The sequence below is a fragment of the Streptomyces sp. NPDC002324 genome (assembly GCF_053593335.1).
Genome location: NZ_JBSFCF010000015.1, coordinates 1 through 15958 on the forward strand (window position 1 = coordinate 1; position 15958 = coordinate 15958).

Consider the following 15958-nt stretch of genomic DNA (forward strand, 5'->3'; position numbering starts at 1 on the left):
AGTGTATCCCCGTGGGGCCCTCTCCCCACCCCCGGGCGGCGCCCCCCCCACCACCCTCCCCCCCCCCCCCCCCACCCCCGGCCCCCACCGGTCCCCGCTCATGAGCGGCGACCGGTCGGCCGCTCATGAGCGGTGGCACAGAACGCGGTGAGCACGCGGTGAGCACCACCCGGACGGCCCCACACACGCGCCCGTATCCGCACCCCATGGCGTGCCGGAACGTGCTCTCGGCTCGGCCAGATCGCACCCCGTGCGCCCGTGGATCGGCAAACGACGCCTTCCGGGGGTCGCCGGCAGGGCGGCGGTCAGGCCCTCTTCGCGAAGACGAGGACCTCCGTGGAGCCGACGCCCATGGGCGCCAGAAAGCCGGCCTCCAGGCTGCAGTCGAGCGTCTCGAAGAGGTCCACGCATGTCTGGCGCGGCATCGCGGCCGGGTAGGAGCCGTGCCCCGCGCCACCTTCCGACGCCCAGGCGCGTACCGCGGCCGGGTCCAGACACCTCTCTGTCATGACGTCGAAGACGATGCGACCACCCGGCCGCGTGACGCGTGCCATCTCCAGGAAGTAGCGGGAGGCGCACAGGAAGGTCACGGTGTTGAAGACCTTGTGGGCCTGCACGAGGTCGACACTGCCGTCGGGTGTCGGGGCGAGACTGGATCCTGCGGTCGGCTGGGCGACCACGCCGAATGTCTCCACCAGGTAGTTGGCCCAGGGCTCCGCCGTCTCATAGATCTCGTAGCGGTCCGGTGCACACTCCTTCAGCGTCTTCTCCAGATACCGACCGGACCCGGGACCTATCTCCAGCACCGTGCCCGGCTTGTCGGCGAAGACGCCGTGTGCGCGGAGTTCGTCGATGGTGGACTGGGTGGCGCCAGGTGTCCCGTTCATGACCGCGTCGATGTGGTCGCCGATCGACATGCCCGACGCCCGCGCAGCACGCATCGTCGCTTCGAACGGTATGAAGTCGTCGACTCCACCCAGGTTGTTGGTGCTGCGCACGATGTCGAATCCAGCGCGCCCCAAGAGCCGCTTGACACCGGACTTCACTACTGACGGATTCTTGCCAACCGCTCTCATCAGGCATCCCCCCAGCTCGTGTCCACCCCTCGGCGTCAGCATAGGATCACGGAGGCAGGCGCGCAGTGGGATGACGAATTCCCCCATAGGCTGTCGAGGGCCGATACACCGCATCAGGGCCTTATGTTCGATACGCACCACTCTGGCAAGGTCATACTGATCGAACAGCCGACCCGGGGTCGGCGCCCCCGTCGGGGAGGGAGTGCTCGGCGGCCCCGAGGCCGGCGGAAGTCCGCAACGGCCCCGGGACACGCTCACCCCGCCCTCGGAGCCCTCAGACGTCGCGCCGCAGAAGGAACGCTGACACTGCGCGCAGTTCGTCGACGGCCGTGCCCCGCAGCGAGATGTCCGCCAGCGCGGTCTCCGCCGCCGCGATGTGATGGCGTGCCTCGTCCAGTGCCGCCGCCCGGCCCCCCGCCGCCTCGACGAGTACGGCCGCCTCCCGCGGGTCCGCTCCCGACGTCAGCAGCGCGGCCAGGCGTCGCGCGTCGGGGGACGCGGAGTCGAGCGCGGCCAGGACGGGGAAGGTCTTCTTGCGCTCGCGGAGATCGCCGTGCACGGGTTTGCCGGTGACCTCGGGGTCGCCCCAGATGCCCAGCACGTCGTCGACGATCTGGAAGGCAAGGCCGAGACGGCGGCCCGCCCGGTCGAGAGCGGCGACCGCGGCCGGCGGGCCGCCGCCGAGCTGGGCGCCGAGCGCTGCCGCGCAGCCCAGCAGCGCGCCGGTCTTCCGCTCGGCCATGGCCCGGTACTCCGCGGGCCGTACCCGCTCCGGCCCCGTCCAGGGGCGTGCGGCGAACAGCAGGTCGTCCGCCTGGCCGCGCACCAGATCACCGAGCGCCGCCGACAGCGTCCGCAGCCCGGGCGCACCCGCCTCCGTGGCAGCGAGCGTCTCGACGGCCAGCGCGAAGAGGGCGTCGCCCGCGAGAACCGCGGGCCCGGTGCCGTACGCCTTCCAGACCGCGGGGCGTCGCCGCCGGGACGTGTCGCCGTCCATGATGTCGTCGTGGAGCAGCGAGAAGGCGTGCACCAGTTCCACCGCGACCGCCGCGGGCACCCCGGCCCGGGCGGGGGCGCCCACCGCCTCGGCGCCGAGCACGGCCAGGGCCTGCCGCACGCCCTTGCCGCCGGACGCGGCAGCGGGAGCGCCGCCGACCTCGCACCAGCCGAACGAGTACGCCGCCATCTCACCCACCCAGGGGTGCGTTCGCCCGACCGCCTCCCGCAGCGCGGGCCGCACCACCTCACGGCAGCGTTCCAGGACGAGGGGGACGTCGACCGGCGCCCGTAGTGCCGTGGAGAGCGTCGTCACCGTGCGGCCTCCACCCGGACGCCGGCCTGCCGAAGGGTCCGCACCCCGAGTTCGTCGTGCGCCCGCGCCACCATCTCCCGCGCGTGCCGCAGCCCGATCCGCTCCAGTTCCGTTGCCAGCGAGGCGAGTTCGGCGGCGGTCTCGTCGTGGTCACGGCCCAGTCGGGCGAGTGACTTGGCGAGCCCCAGCCGGGCCAGGGCCTGTCCGCGGGGCTCGCTCATCTCGCGGAACTCGGCCAGTGCCAGCTCGTAGGTGTCCCGCGCCTCGGCGTGACGCCCGGCCCGGTAGTACACGTTGCCGCGCATCTTGTGGTTGTAGGCCAGCGCGCTGGACAGGCGCATCGCCCGGCAGGTGGTCTCCGCCTCCGACAGCAGGGCGAGTGCCCGCTCGACGTCCCCGTCCCGTGCCGAGACGATGTCGGCGAGCCCGCGCAGCGCCCAGGCGTGGCCGCGCCGGTCGTCGGCGCCCGCGGCTATCTGGGCCGCCTCCTCGAACAGCGCGTACGCGCTGTCGTACGCCCCCCGTTGGCGGTGGATCTGGGCGATGCCCTCCAGCGCCCACACCGTGTGCCGTGCCTCGCCGCGCCGTCGGGCCTCGGCCAGCAGCTGCTCGTGCAGCCGGGCGACGGCCTCGTAGTCGCCCTGGATCCTGCCGGTCTCGGCCAGCCCCGCGAGGGAGTAGCCGCGCACGACGACATCACCGCCCTGTTCGCCCAGTCCGGCCGCGAGGCCGAGGAGGCGCCGGGCCAGCGGGAAGGAGCCTCGCTGCCGGGCCAGGGTGCCGCCGCTCCACAGCGCCCAGGCCATCGCCCCCAGGTCTCCCACCGCTCTGGCCGCCCGGTAACTCGCCTTCCACGCCTGGTCGGCCTCGCCGATCTGTCCCAGCCGTCGGTGCGCCTCGGCCACCGCCAGCCCGGAGCGCGCCGCCTCGCCGTGCTCCCCGGCACTCTCGGCCTCTCTCAACTGCCGGGTGCCGGCCGCCAGTACCTCGGTGAGCGAGGAGTTCACGGACAGGGTGGTCAGGGCGCCCTGGTATTCGGGGGCGAACGCCTTGCCGTACATGGTTGCCTTTCGGTCCGGTCGCATGCTGTCACTGCGTGTCGTCCACATGCGATCTCTGCACGCCATGTATACACACTGTGTATACATGGCGTGCATACAGCGTCGGAGATGAACGGTGCCCCGGGGGCTTCGGCTTCATCTGTTGCCGATCAAGATGCCGTATGGGCCGAGGAGGTTGCCCGTGAGGCGGAGATCACCTCACGGGCAGGGCCCAGCGCGATGACAAAACACCCGATCACGTCCCGGCGCGGATACCGGGCGGCTCGATCCAACCGACAGGCCGGGGCCCCGTCGCTCAGTCGTCCCGCGCCTGCGCCTCGCTCGGCAGGCAGATCTGACGGGCCCACAGCCCCAGCAGCGCCACCGCGCCGACCAACAAGGGCACAGGGTCGCCGGCGGAGGGCGCCAGGACGTACCCGAGCGCCGTGACCGTGCAGACGGTCAGCGGAACGAACGCCGCGGCCCCCTCCATTCCCGATCGCAGCGCCGGCCGTCCGGCGGCCAGGACGCTCGCCCCGCCGGGCACCCAGGGACCGACGGCGACGATCAGCAGTCCCGCGGTGACGAAGACGTCCGCAGGCCGGAACGACATCGCCTCGTCGCCACCCGGGCCACCCGTCGACAGCGGCAGACTGTCGCCGATCACGAGGAGGGACACTCCTACGATCGCCGCCCAGACAGTCGCCTGCTGGTCGGCGCGTACGAGACGACGCAGAGCGAGCAGAAATCCGAGGAAGACGACCTCCGAGGCCCACAGGACGCCGAGCATTCCCGTCCCCGCCCGCCAGCCCTCCTCCGACCGGCCCAGGAGCACCCAGCCCGCCATGAACGCCGCCCCGGCCATGACGGCACCGTCGAGCACGCGCCGCAACCAGGTCCGCCAGCCCGAACCGGCATCGGCCGCCGCCACCAGACCGGCCGTCCCCAGCCCCACTGTGATCGTCACCCCCGCGACCACCGTCAAGCCGGCCGGCCCGGCCGCGTCCGATGCATGCGCCGGTTGCGTCGGCAGCGCGGCGAGTGCGGCCCGATAGACACCCCCGGCGGCAGCGGAGCCCGCCACCAACCACAGCCGCGTCCGCGCTCGCCCACGCGCACCCCGGACACGCAGCAGCAGGGAGATCGTCAACACCCAGCAGCCGACGGCCGGTCCGAAGGACATCACCCGCAACCCCAGCCTCCAGCCCGCGCATCACCGGGAGCAGTCGGCGCTGCTCCGACGACACCTGCCGCACCGACCACGCCACAGAAAGCCACGCTGCTCCAACTGCGGTGCCTCATCCGGACCTTGCGCACGTCCGGCTACTCCCCCGACCTCGACATGCAGTTGCCCCTTCGTGCGCTGTCCGCCGTCAGGGCCTCTGCTCCGGCCGCCGGTTCCGTACGCAGACCGTACGGAACCCACAGCGGAACCGAGCCCCAATGCCGGCAGATTCACTCGTGTTGCGTAAGGAAGGCCCAGGAGCTTGTGCGATCGACCCGGGAACACCACGGAGACCACCCGGCGCACGGTACCCGCACAGCGCACCGTGACCACCCCTCGCCGCAGTCGACGGTCTCGCTCAAGGGGCGGGTCCTGCTGCGATCGCGGTAGACACAAGTGTCTGCGGACGGCCGACGACGCGAGGTCCTCACCCTCGTGGGCACCGGCCTGTCCAACGCCGAGATCGCCGAACGTCTCTTCGTCACCCCGGTCACCGTCAAACCCACGCCAACCGGGCCATGGCCGACCTCGGCGCCCGCGACCGTGCCCAGCTCGTCGTGATCGCCTACGAGGCCGGCCTGGTCCGCGCCGGAGAACCGCAGGGCTGAGAGCAAGGGTGCTGGGCTGCCTTGATCATGCGCAGCGCCGTCACCGCGTCGTCGATAACTCCTCCGTCGGCGCCGTCACAGGGTGACGGGGCCGAGGTCGGCGGCGGTCCGGGCCAGTGCGCGCAGGGTGGGGCTGTCGGCCGTGGTGCGCCAGGTGAGGGCTCATTCGAGGGTGGGCGCGTCGTGCAGGGGCACGAAGACGATGCCGGGCGGCTTGTTGTAGCGGGCGGCGACTTCGCCCAGCGGGTGGACGCAGCGCCCGGCGGCGAGCAGGGAGAGGATCTCGTGGAAGGTCCGCGCGGCGGGCCCGCGGGGAACGCGGCGGCCGAGCGGTGTGCGGGTGGGGACCATGGAGGCGACCCAGTACGCGGGGGCGTCGGGGCCGAGGTCGACGACATGGTTGTCGGCGAGGTCCTCCAGGGACGCGGCGCCGCGCTCCGCGAGCGGGTGGTCGGCGGACACGGCCAGCACGCGGCCGCCGGTGAGCACCGTGGGGCCCACGGTGAGGTCCGGTTCCGCGACGGGCAGCCACAAGCACATGCGCGTCGTGTGTGCCCGCGCGCAGGGCGGTGAACACGTTGTTGGCGTTGATCTCGCCGAACTGGAGGGTGCATTGCGGGTGGCGGGCGCGGAACGCGTCGACCAGAGGCAGTAGTTCGTGTCCGGCATGACCGAAGACGCCCAGTCGCAGCGTCCGGTCCGCGTGCCGACCGGCTTCCTGGGCACGGGCGAGTCCTGCGTGGAGGAGGTCGAGGGCCTGCTGGAGGTCTTCGCGCAGACGCCGGCCCACGGGGGTCAGGGTCACGCGACGGCTGGTGCGGTCGAACAGGGTCACGCCGAGGCGGCGTTCCTGCTGACGGACGGCCTGACTGACACGGGCCTGGGAGACATGCAGCTGTTCGGCGGTGCGGCCGAAGTGCAGTTCTTCCGCCAGCGTCAGGAAGATCTCGATGTCACGTAGCTCCATACATAACCCCCCGAGTTATGAGTAGCCCAGCGAACTCTCCCTTGTTACGCCCCTGACCTGCGCCGATGATGAACACATCGCCCGGAGAGCGGGCGAGAGACAACTCGGGAGGCACGATGAGCGACTTTCACGCGGTCGTCGACCGCTTCGAGATCGAGGCGCTGCGCGCCGAGATCACCGACGCGGTGATGATGCGCGACTACGACCGCGCCGCCTCACTGTTCACGCCCGAGGGCAGCATGCGGTGGCCACACATCGACAGGGAGTTCGTGGGCAGGCAGGAGATCCGCTCGGGGATCGAGTGGGTGCAGGGGCTCTGGGAGTTCTTCGTGCAGAACGTCCACCCCGGTACGCCGGTAACGGTCGTGATAGACGGCGTAGTCGAGATGTGAGCCGCCGTCCCGCATCCGTCCGAACTCCTGGACGTACGCGCGCCCGACCGCGGTGTCGCCGTCGAGGCGGATGACTCGCACTCGGCAGGAAACTGTCCTTCCAGGAACTCCCGCCCGAGCGCGTACGTCAGGGCATGCTCGCGCAGGGGCTGCCCGAGGAGATCCCCGACCGCCTCCTCGGCTCCCTGGCGGACTACGCCCTCCGGCCAGGACCCAGGACCGATACCGTGGAAGCCCTGCTGGGCCGGCCCGCGCGTACCTTCGCCGACTGGGCACGGGACAACGCACCCGCCTTCGGGTGACCGCGTCAACGCGCCCCTGACCCTCCTGGTCCGCCGCAAGGCACCGGCGACACCCCCGCGCACGGGGTGTCGCCGGTGACCGGGCAGCGCACCGGCATCACTGTCGTGCGAGGGGCCGCCGACCGGCGGCCCGGCCGCGCGAGGGCATGGTCACACGCGGTCGGCCGCGATCAGGACGTACTGGAAGGAGCCGTCCCGGTACGACTCGATGAACGCCTCTTCGATTCCGGTGACCAGCGACGACGTCGCCCGCAGTTCCCAGTAGGGCAGGGTGTCCGGGGTCAGGTCGACGATGGTCTGCGGCACGAGCCTGTTGTCGGCCATGGCGCGCAGATACTCGCGGCGCGAGTGGATGTTGCACTCGAAGTGGGCGTTGATCTGGGAGACCCACTTCGACGGCTGGCCGTAGCGGGGGTTCCAGCAGCCGGTGATGGTCACGTACCGGCCGCCCACCTTCAGGAAGCGGGAGTGCTCGGCGAACAGGTCGTGCAGGTCGACGTACATGGTCGACTCGTTGTTCCACGAGGCCGTGATGCTGCCCTTGTCGAAGGGCGTGTCGAGCATGTTGCACACGCGGGAGCGGACGCGGTCCTGGATACGCAGTTCCCGCGCGCGGTTGTTGCCGAACTCGGCCTGGGTGGCGGACAGGGTGACGCCCTCGACCGCGCAGCCGAAGCGGCGGTGGGCCATGACCATGGATCCGCCGCGCCCGCAGCCGGCGTCGACGAGGGTGTCGTCCGGAGCGACGGGGCCGAGGTGGTCCATGAGGAATTCCGCCTGGGCCGACTCCAGCCGGTGCAGCTCCGCGACGAGCTTCTTCTCGTACTCGCTGTCCGCCGGGTCGCCGAGCGCGGCGTGGTCCACGTCGCCGATGCCGTAGTGGTGGTGGTAGAGCCCGTCCACGTCACCGAGGCGGAGGTTGACGGGCCGCGCCTCGTTGTTCCAGTAGCGGGCGATGTCCCCCTGATAGGGGGTCGCCGGCGCCGGGATCTTCACGGTGGCGGTGGAGGTGGAGGGCGTTTCAGTGGTCACAGGGATATCCGTTCTTTACCAGAAATCGGGCAGGGTGTAGCGGTAGGTATTGGTGCGGTGCCAGTCGTGGTTGCCGTCGACCCAGGCGGCCACGCCCCTGAGGAAGCGCAGCACGGTGGGCAGGGGACAGGCCTCCGCGAGGTCGGCAGCGGCGGCCTCGAAGGCGTGCTGGAGTTCGTTGTGGACTTCGACGGCCTTCAGATAGGCGTCGCGCTCGGAGAGCCGCTCCCGCTCCGCGATCACCACCGGCAGGTTCAGGTGGTGGCCCGGGCTGTCGAGTTCCTTGGTGTACGAGTAGAGGTCGTTGACGATGGTGGTCGCGTTGCCGGCCAGGGCGATGACCCGTTGCATGTCCGGCCGGGCGTGGAGGTCCGCGGGCAGTTCGTAGCCGCCGACGGTGTCGGTGATCGTGGGGCAGGGGCGGAAGTTGTTGAACTGGCGCATGGCCAGGTACTCCCACACCTCCGGGACGTGACCGGTCTGTGCCCAGGCGGCCTCGGCGAGATAGCCCAGGTGCAGCCGGGCCATGTCGTGCCGGTAGCGGTCGGACTGGGACGGTGTGGCCGCGCCGACGAAGTAGTCCATCGCGCTGCGGTACGCCCGGCGCGGGGCGTCCGACGCGAGGGACTCCTGCCAGGCCGGCGTGTACTCCGCGGTGGTGTGGAAGTGGTCGAGCGCGGTGTGCGCGAGAAGGAGGCGCCCGCCGAGACCGACGGGTGACCCGCCGTGGTCCTCGCAGTAGCAGTCGTCCACCGCGTTCTCCGCGACCATCAGCCGCGTGGCGAGCATCAGATGGTCGATCGTCGGGGCGTCGGGGTGGCAAGCGACCATGTAGCGGCCGACGGAAAAGCCGTCGAACTGCCCTTCCCACTCCTTCGGATAGAGCTGGACCTCGTCCTCGGCCCAGCATTTGATCCGGCGGCTCACCTCCTCGACGCGCACGGGGTCGGGCTCCGGGACGGGGTGGTGGTAGAGGCCGGGGACGGCTCGCCCCGCGGCGGGCTCGGCGGGGGCCGTGGGCACCGGACTCGGGAGCGGGGGTTCGTACCGGCCGGCGACGGCGAGTGAGGCCGTGCCCGGTCCGGTCGGTCCGCGCAGGATCCGCTGGAGGGCGGAGCGGGTCGCGGTCGTGTCAGGCGTGTCCCCGGCGGTGGCGGGCGTGTCCCGTACGGCGGTGGCGGGCTCCAGGGGCGGTGGCGGCGGGGGCGCCGGCGGTGGTGGGGCGGGGATCGCGACCGGCGGGTGCAGTGCTGCCAGAAAGCCGGAGGCGGTCGCTGTCACCGGACGGTGGTCCGGGGCCGTCGGCGTTGCCGCGTCCGGCACGGCTGTGGGGGGCGTCGGCTGCCCCTGCTCAGGGGTGAACGATCCGAGGGGCCCGGAAGTGGGCATCGTCGGGGGCTCCTTGTTGCGGCGGGGTGAGCGCTCCGGAGTGCGCGGAGCGTGCGTGTCAGGCGTGGATCTGCGACGGATCAGGGCTTCAACGCGGTCCGGGAGCGATCCGCACGTTCTCCAGCACGCCGACGGCGTCGGGCAGGAGCACCGCGGCGGAGAAGTAGGTGCTGACGAGGTAGGAGATGACCGCCTGTTCGTTGATGCCCATGAACCGCACGGAGAGCCCCGGTTCGTACTCGTCCTGCAGGCCTGTGCGTCGCAGACCGATGACGCCCTGGTTCTTTTCGCCGGTGCGCATCGCGATGATCGAGCTGGTCTGCTCCCTGCTGATCGGAATCTTGTCGCAGGGGAGGATGGGGACTCCGCGCCAGGCGGGGACGGAGTGCCCGTCGACGTCGACCTGGTCAGGGCGGAGACCACAGGCGTTGAGGCCGCGTCCGATGGCGGCGATGGTTCTGGGGTGGGCGAGGAACAGTTTGGTGCCGCGGCGGCGGCAGAGCAGATCGTCCATGTCGTCCGGGGTCGGGGGGCCGAGCCGGGGCTGGATCCGCTGCTTGAAGTCGGCACTGTGCAGCAGCCCGAACTCTCGGTTGTTGACCAGCTCGTGTTCCTGCCGCTCGCGCAAGGCCTCGACGGCGAGCCGGAGTTGCTCCTCGCTCTGGTCCATCGGCCCGTTGTAGAGGTCGGCGACCCGGGTGTGGATTCTCAGGACGGTCTGCGCGACGGAGAGCTCGTACTCGCGTGGTGCCGGTTCGTAGTCGACGAAGGTGCCTGGCAGTTCGGGTTCGCCGACGTGGCCGGCCGACACGGCGATCTCGGCCTCACCGTGCTTGTTCTGCCGCCGCCGCACACGGGAGCCGACCGCGTCGAGGTGGGCCTGGAGGCGTGGCGCGGAGCCCTGGACCGCGAGGAGGTCGGCACGGGAGAGGGTGAGGAGGGTGCCGCAGGTCTCGGCGGTGACCGTGCAGTCGTGGTGCGCGGCGGGCTCCGTCAGTGCGTTCGCACCGAAGTGCTCGCCGTCCGCGAGCACCGCGATGGTGTCCTCTCCGCCGTACTTGCCCTCGGAGGTCCGGCTGACCCGGCCATGGGCGATCAGATGGATCCGGTCCGCGGGACTGCCGCGTTCCACGAGGACTTCGCCCGCCGCGAAGTCCCGCTGCGCGCAGCGGTCGGCGAGGGCGGTGAGGATGCCCGTGTCCTCGAACCCGCGCAGCAGGGCCAGTTCACCGAGCTTTTGGGGGATCACCCGGACCGTGGCCCCCTCCTGGACGAACTCGATCCGCCCGTCGCCCAGGGTGTGGCGCAGTCTTCGGTTGACCCGGTAGGCGCCGCCCTCGGCCTCCACCCAGGGCAGCATCCGCAGCAACCAGCGGGAGGTGATCTCCTGCATCTGCGGGGCGGACTTGGTGGTGGTGGCGAGATTGCGGGCGGCGGCAGTACTCAGGGACTGCTGCGGCGCGTCGGGGGTGGTCCGAGTTTCCGGGACGTTGTCGACGGACATCGGGGGTCTTTCTCCTTGCGCGACGGGCCGTCGGGCGCACACGGGTACGCCGACCGGGAGACAGGGAGGAGTGGGCAACGGGCGAGAGGATCACGGGAATCCGTCCACCTGCAAAAACCTAGCCCCCTGACCGGCCGCAACCACCGGGTGGACGAGATGCTTACCTCGAAGCGGTGACAATCAGTGCGATGCGGTTTATCGGCCTGACATGCGTCATCTCCGCGCCCGTGCCCGGTCCTCGCCGAGTCACCACGGCCGTCATCCGGCGGAATCCAACGCCTACGGTGTTCCGGCCCGGCAGTCCTCGGAGGAGCCTGCCCGGGCCGGACAATCCACTGGCCGAGGCACACACCCGTACGGGATGCTGCACACGTGATCGACCGAGAAGCCGCGGTTCGCGTGGTCGAAGAGCAGTTATCGCGTGACTATCGGGAGTGGCTGGCCGCCGACGACAGGGCGATGCGTATGGCGGTGGTCCGTGTCAGGGAGCACGAGTTGGCGTGGATCGTCTCCTGGCAGTCCGAGGAGTTCGTACGCACACGGAACACCGCGTCCATGCTGATCGGCAACGGCCCGTACCTGGTCGATCGCGTCGACGGGGCACTGCACCAGATCGGCGTCGTCGCGGCGAAGTCCGGGGAATGGGAGGCCGACTACCGGGCCCGGATACGCGGGCTGCCGGTGCGCACGGCGGTGGACGATCTCCACGACGACGTACGCGAAGTCGCCGCTGCGCGCGGACGCATGCAGGCGGTACGGACACTGCGCCGGAGGCTGCCGGGGCTGTCGCCTGCCGAGGCCCTGGAGTACGTGAGCGCACTGCTGGGTGGTGATCCCCCGGGCCGTCTCCTCGCGGTGGCCACCGAGAAGCTCGTCGACGACTTCGACCCGGTGGCGGCCGTGCGGACGATTCGCCCCGCTGCGCGTCACCGGACCGACTGACCGGGGGCGGCTGGGCGACCGGGCGGCCGGCCCAGCCCGCTGCCGACTACGCCGGCACGCGCACCGGGGCTGCCGTCCTGGCCCGGACCTCCTCCTCGGTGACGCCCGGAGCGAGCGCCCGCACATGCAGGCCGTCCCGGCGCACGTCGAGGGTGGCGAGGTCGGTGATGATGCGGTCGACCACGCCGGCGGCGGTGAGCGGCAGTGTGCAGTCCTCGACGATCTTCGGGCTGCCGTCCTTGGCGACGTGGTCGGTGAGGACCACGATGCGGCGGGCACCGACCACGAGGTCCATGGCACCGCCCATGCCCTTCACGAGGGCGCCGGGGATGGTCCAGTTGGCGAGGTCACCCCGCGCGCTCACCTGCATGGCGCCCAGGACGGCGATGTCGATGCGGCCGCCCCGGATCATGCCGAAGGAGGTCGCGGAGTCGAAGTAGCTCGCACCGGGGTTGACGGTGACCGTCTGCTTGCCCGCGTTGATGAGGTCGGCGTCCTCCTCCCCCTCCCACGGGAACGGACCGAGCCCGAGGATGCCGTTCTCGCTCTGCAACGTCACCCGGACGCCGTCGGGGATGTGGTTGGCCACGAGGGTGGGAATGCCGATGCCGAGATTCACGTAGTCGCCGTCGCTGAGTTCGGCGGCCGCGATCGCGGCCATCTCGTCGCGTGTCCAGGGCACGGTCGTCGCTCCTATGTCTCGGCGGTCGCGCGGGGGCGGACCGTACGCTGCTCGATGTCCTTGGTCCGTTCGCGTGCGATCGCCAGACGGCTCACGTAGATGCCGGGGGTGGTGACGAGATCGGGGTCGATGAACTCCTCGGCCAGGTGCTCGGCCTCGGCCACGGTCACCCGGCCGCACATGGCCGCGAGGGGGTTGAAGTTGCGTGCGGAGGCCCGGTACGTGAGGTTGCCGGCCCGGTCGGCGGTGTGGGCGTGCACGAGGGCGAGGTCGGCGACGATGGCCCGCTCCTGGATGTGGACGTGTCCGTCGAACTCCGCGTGCGGCTTGCCCTCGGCGACGGACGTGCCCACCCCGGCCCTCGTGTAGAACGCCGGGATTCCGGCGCCGCCCGCGCGCATGCGCTCGGCGAGCGTGCCCTGCGGGGAGAACTCCACGTCGAGCACCTTGTTGAGGTACTGCTCGGCGAACAGGTTGTTCTGGCCGACGTACGAGGCGATCACCTTGCTCACCTGACGGTTCTCCAGCAGCAGGCCGAGAGCCTTGCCGTCGACCCCCATGTTGTTGGAGACGATGGTGAGGTCCGTGACTCCGCTGTCCCGTACGACCTCGATGAGGTCGTACGGGACACCGCAGAGACCGAAGCCGCCGACGGCGATCGTCATCCCATCGGTCAGCACGTCGGCCAGGGCCTCTTCCGCGGTCGCGCGCAGCTTGATCAACTCTCCCCCTCGTCACATCCCGGGCGTTCACTGACTGAGCGGCCGAGTCAACCGGCGTGCGACCTTCATAGGCAAGGAACAGCGGACCCCGGGGCGAAAACCGGTTGGCCGGTGAGCGAGAGTCGCACCAGGCGTCCACTGAGTGAACGTACGATGGGGTGCGTGGACACGACCCCGGCAGCTCACCTCGTCGGCAGGATGGGCGCACTGCTGCGCGCGCTGTCGACGGTCAACGAGACCGGTGCGGCAACCGTCGAGCTGGCGCGAGCGACCGGCCTGCCGAGACCGACCGCGCACCGGCTGCTCGTCTCGTTGGCGGAAGAGGGATTTGTCGACCGTGACCGACGCAGCGGGCGTTGGTTCCTCGGCCCCGAGCTGTATCTGTTGGGCGGGGTGGCCGGGATTCGCTACGACATCACCCGCCACGCACGCGAGAGCGTGCGACGGCTCGCGGCGTCGACGGGAGAGAGCGCGTTCTTCTCGGCCCGGCGCGGTGACGAGACGGTGTGCCTGCTGCGCGAGGACGGGGACTTCCCGATCCGGTCGTTCGTCCTCCACGAGGGCGCGCGCTTCCCGCTGGGTGTGGTGTCGGCGGGCCTGGTGGTGCTGTCGTTCCTCGACGACGCCGAGATCGACGCCTTCCTGGAACGCAAGGTTCTGGTCGACCGCTGGGGGCCGGCACACGCCCCGCACGCGATCCGTGAGCGGATCACGCGGACCCGGACCGACGGCTACGCCGTGAACCCCGGCCTCGTCGTGGAGGGCAGCTGGGGCATGGCGGCGGCCGTGTTCGACCACTCGGGACAGCCCGCCTGGGCACTGACCGTGACGGGTGTGGAGACCAGGTTCCGCGCCGAGCGCAGACCTGAACTCGGCGCGCTCCTGCTCCGCGAGGCCCATCTGCTCGGCCGTACGCTGAACAGCGGGGCGAGCGCCCGCCGTTGACCCCCACGGCCGACCGCTCGGACCGGCCGACCGCCCGGCCCGGCGCCGCGGACACCGCCGGCTCGGCAGCGATCAGCGCTCCCCCGCTCCCTGTCCTGCCCTAGGCCGCCGTCTCCCCATCCAGCTCGCGGACCATGTCGATGGCCCGGCCGAGGTTGGTGAGGCGGGCGTCCAGGGTGCCGCCGGCCGGATAGAGACGAACCGTGTCGACCCCGGCGTCACGCCATACCCTCAGCCGCGCCCGGACCATGTCCTCGGTGCCGATCAGCGTGGTGGCCAGCACCATGTCGTCGGTCACCAGGCCGGCCGCGCCGTCACGGTCTCCGGACAGCCAGCGTTCCCGGACCTCTGCGGCGATCTGCGCCCATCCTTGGCGGCTGTAGGCGTTGTTGTAGAAGTTGGTCGTCCGCGAGCCCATCCCGCCGAGGCTGAAGGCCAGTTCCTTCTTGCGTCCGCCCACCATCGCGCGCAGCGCTTCCTCGTCCTCCGCGAAGGCCACCTCCGCGCCCTGGCAGATGTCGAAGTCGGCGCGCGACCGCCCCGACTCGGCAAGGCCCGCGTCCAGGTGGTCGAAGTACGCCTCCTTGGCGCCCTCGGGAACGAAGCTGGTGCCCAGCCATCCGTCGGCGATCTCGCCGGTCAGGCGCAGCATCTTGGGTGACAGGGTCGCCAGGTAGATCGGGATGTCGTGCTCGGCGCGCATCGACAGGCCCATCGGCTTGCCCTCACCGTCGGGCAGCGGAATCTGGAACTCCCGGCCCTGGTAGGAGATCTTCCCGCCCGCGACGGCCTGCCGCACGATCTCGACCGTCTCCCGCATACGCGACAGGGGCCGGGCGAAGGGGACTCCGTGGAGACCCTCGATCACCTGCGGACCGGACGGGCCGAGCCCCAGCAGGAAGCGGCCGTCGGAGATGTTCGACAGGGTGATCGCGGCCCGGGCGATGGACATCGGTGTGCGGGTGGAGAGCTGAATGATCGCGGAGCCGAGCAGCATCCGTTCCGTACGCGCGGCCAGATACCCCAGCGGCGACGGGGCCTCGGCGCCCCAGGCCTCGGCCACCCAGCAGATGTCCAGGCCCAGTTTCTCCGCCTCGGTGACGAACTCCACCGTCTCCGGCCAGCCGGTGGACGCCTCGACCGTGGTCGACGTGCGCATCAGCCACACACCTTTCCGGCCTCTTCGGCCAGCTTCTTGATCTGTTCGAGGGTGGTGCCGATGTTTCTTTCGAACTCGCGCATCCGCACGAAGACGATCTTCTGCTCCTTGTCCGGCATGCGGTCGATGGCGAAGGAGAGGCCCGAGCGGCCGGGGCCCAGCTGCATCCACTGGCGGAGCAGGGTGCCGCCGTCCTGCGGGTCGAGCGTGAACCTCCACATCGCGGAGGGGTGTTCGGGGTTCTCGACCGCCCAGGCGAACACGGTCGGGGGTTCGTACCCGACGATGTGGGAGGTGGTGGCCCATTCACCGAACGCCTCGTGCTTGCTCCTGCCCACGAACCGGGCCCCCAGCGCCGGGCCCGTGCTTCCGTCGAGCCAGTCCACCGACCGCAGTTCCGGGCTCAGGCGGGGCATCAGTTCGATGTCGGAGACCAGCTCCCACACCCGGTCCGGCGGGGCAGCGATCCAGATCGCCACCTCGACCGTCGGTTTGTCCGCGTAGCGCGCACCCGTCCACTCCATGGCCCGGCCCTCCTCGTCACCACGACAGACCCCGACAGCAGGGAAGGGGTCCCTGCGTCTCTGCGTCTGCGTCTGCGTCTGCCTGTACGGATCTGCCTCCGCGTCTCTGACCACTAAAGTTGTGTAGATAGACTCAC

The 15958-nt window shown here is 70.8% G+C and carries 16 protein-coding genes and 3 pseudogenes; 5 read left to right on the forward strand and 14 right to left on the reverse strand.

What is annotated here, in order from left to right:
• Positions 1-305 precede the first annotated feature (305 nt).
• The 4 genes from ACWCRJ_RS20520 to ACWCRJ_RS20535 all read right to left on the reverse strand — a co-directional run bounded on the left by ACWCRJ_RS20520 (position 306) and on the right by ACWCRJ_RS20535 (position 4395).
• Positions 306-1076 (reverse strand): methyltransferase domain-containing protein, encoded by a 771-nt coding sequence (locus tag ACWCRJ_RS20520; RefSeq protein ID WP_450940598.1) that lies wholly within the window; start codon positions 1074-1076, stop codon positions 306-308.
• A gap of 274 nt (positions 1077-1350) precedes the next feature.
• Positions 1351-2388, reverse strand: a complete 1038-nt coding sequence (locus ACWCRJ_RS20525) for a polyprenyl synthetase family protein (protein WP_450940599.1) — start codon at positions 2386-2388, stop codon at positions 1351-1353.
• Complete coding sequence (locus tag ACWCRJ_RS20530; RefSeq protein ID WP_450940770.1) at positions 2385-3449, reverse strand: tetratricopeptide repeat protein; 1065 nt, start codon at positions 3447-3449, stop codon at positions 2385-2387. Before ACWCRJ_RS20530 ends, ACWCRJ_RS20525 begins: the two co-directional genes overlap by 4 nt.
• 295 nt (positions 3450-3744) lie before the next feature.
• Positions 3745-4395 carry a hypothetical protein gene (locus tag ACWCRJ_RS20535; protein ID WP_450940600.1) on the reverse strand — a complete coding sequence of 217 codons (651 nt, stop codon included), beginning with the start codon at positions 4393-4395 and terminating at the stop codon, positions 3745-3747.
• 669 nt (positions 4396-5064) lie between these two features.
• On the opposite strand from ACWCRJ_RS20535, the pseudogene ACWCRJ_RS20540 reads away from it, so the two are divergent.
• Positions 5065-5261: pseudogene (locus ACWCRJ_RS20540) on the forward strand (response regulator transcription factor); the annotation flags it as partial.
• Between the two features lie 162 nt (positions 5262-5423).
• Here ACWCRJ_RS20540 and ACWCRJ_RS20545 read toward each other — a convergent pair.
• Together ACWCRJ_RS20545 and ACWCRJ_RS20550 are read right to left on the reverse strand one after the other, a co-directional pair.
• Positions 5424-5801 (reverse strand): LysR substrate-binding domain-containing protein, encoded by a 378-nt coding sequence (locus ACWCRJ_RS20545; protein WP_450940601.1) that lies wholly within the window; start codon positions 5799-5801, stop codon positions 5424-5426.
• A gap of 49 nt (positions 5802-5850) precedes the next feature.
• Positions 5851-6228, reverse strand: a pseudogene (locus tag ACWCRJ_RS20550) (LysR family transcriptional regulator); the annotation flags it as partial.
• 116 nt (positions 6229-6344) lie between these two features.
• On the opposite strand from ACWCRJ_RS20550, the gene ACWCRJ_RS20555 reads away from it, so the two are divergent.
• Complete coding sequence (locus ACWCRJ_RS20555) at positions 6345-6620, forward strand: hypothetical protein (protein WP_450940776.1); 276 nt, start codon at positions 6345-6347, stop codon at positions 6618-6620.
• 12 nt (positions 6621-6632) lie between these two features.
• Here the strand turns inward: ACWCRJ_RS20555 and ACWCRJ_RS20560 are convergent.
• Positions 6633-6701: pseudogene (locus ACWCRJ_RS20560) on the reverse strand (hypothetical protein); the annotation flags it as partial.
• A gap of 53 nt (positions 6702-6754) precedes the next feature.
• On the opposite strand from ACWCRJ_RS20560, the gene ACWCRJ_RS20565 reads away from it, so the two are divergent.
• Positions 6755-6922: a hypothetical protein gene (locus ACWCRJ_RS20565; RefSeq protein WP_450940602.1), complete on the forward strand. Its 168-nt coding sequence runs from the start codon at positions 6755-6757 to the stop codon at positions 6920-6922.
• Between the two features lie 150 nt (positions 6923-7072).
• Here ACWCRJ_RS20565 and ACWCRJ_RS20570 read toward each other — a convergent pair whose 3' ends face one another.
• From ACWCRJ_RS20570 to ACWCRJ_RS20580, 3 genes are all read right to left on the reverse strand, one after another.
• Complete coding sequence (locus tag ACWCRJ_RS20570; RefSeq protein WP_450940603.1) at positions 7073-7954, reverse strand: geranyl diphosphate 2-C-methyltransferase; 882 nt, start codon at positions 7952-7954, stop codon at positions 7073-7075.
• A gap of 15 nt (positions 7955-7969) precedes the next feature.
• A complete protein-coding gene (locus ACWCRJ_RS20575) occupies positions 7970-9343 on the reverse strand; it encodes a family 2 encapsulin nanocompartment cargo protein terpene cyclase (RefSeq protein ID WP_450940604.1) in 1374 nt (457 codons plus the stop codon).
• A gap of 88 nt (positions 9344-9431) precedes the next feature.
• Positions 9432-10847: a family 2B encapsulin nanocompartment shell protein gene (locus ACWCRJ_RS20580; RefSeq protein ID WP_450940605.1), complete on the reverse strand. Its 1416-nt coding sequence runs from the start codon at positions 10845-10847 to the stop codon at positions 9432-9434.
• A gap of 372 nt (positions 10848-11219) precedes the next feature.
• On the opposite strand from ACWCRJ_RS20580, the gene ACWCRJ_RS20585 reads away from it, so the two are divergent.
• A complete protein-coding gene (locus tag ACWCRJ_RS20585) occupies positions 11220-11789 on the forward strand; it encodes a YrhB domain-containing protein (protein WP_450940606.1) in 570 nt (189 codons plus the stop codon).
• A gap of 46 nt (positions 11790-11835) precedes the next feature.
• On the opposite strand, the gene ACWCRJ_RS20590 is transcribed toward ACWCRJ_RS20585, so the two are convergent.
• Together ACWCRJ_RS20590 and ACWCRJ_RS20595 are read right to left on the reverse strand one after the other, a co-directional pair.
• Positions 11836-12471, reverse strand: coding sequence for a CoA transferase subunit B (locus ACWCRJ_RS20590; protein ID WP_450940607.1), 636 nt, complete (start codon positions 12469-12471; stop codon positions 11836-11838).
• An 11-nt stretch (positions 12472-12482) separates the two neighbouring features.
• The gene (locus ACWCRJ_RS20595; RefSeq protein ID WP_450940608.1) at positions 12483-13193 is read right to left on the reverse strand and encodes a CoA transferase subunit A; all 711 of its coding nucleotides are present in this window, start codon (positions 13191-13193) and stop codon (positions 12483-12485) included.
• Between the two features lie 153 nt (positions 13194-13346).
• On the opposite strand from ACWCRJ_RS20595, the gene ACWCRJ_RS20600 reads away from it, so the two are divergent.
• A complete protein-coding gene (locus ACWCRJ_RS20600; RefSeq protein WP_450940609.1) occupies positions 13347-14138 on the forward strand; it encodes an IclR family transcriptional regulator in 792 nt (263 codons plus the stop codon).
• A gap of 100 nt (positions 14139-14238) precedes the next feature.
• On the opposite strand, the gene ACWCRJ_RS20605 is transcribed toward ACWCRJ_RS20600, so the two are convergent.
• Together ACWCRJ_RS20605 and ACWCRJ_RS20610 are read right to left on the reverse strand one after the other, a co-directional pair.
• Positions 14239-15297, reverse strand: coding sequence for an LLM class flavin-dependent oxidoreductase (locus ACWCRJ_RS20605; RefSeq protein WP_450940610.1), 1059 nt, complete (start codon positions 15295-15297; stop codon positions 14239-14241).
• Positions 15297-15821, reverse strand: a complete 525-nt coding sequence (locus ACWCRJ_RS20610) for an SRPBCC family protein (protein ID WP_450940611.1) — start codon at positions 15819-15821, stop codon at positions 15297-15299. Before ACWCRJ_RS20610 ends, ACWCRJ_RS20605 begins: the two co-directional genes overlap by 1 nt.
• Between the last annotated feature and the right edge of the window lie 137 nt (positions 15822-15958).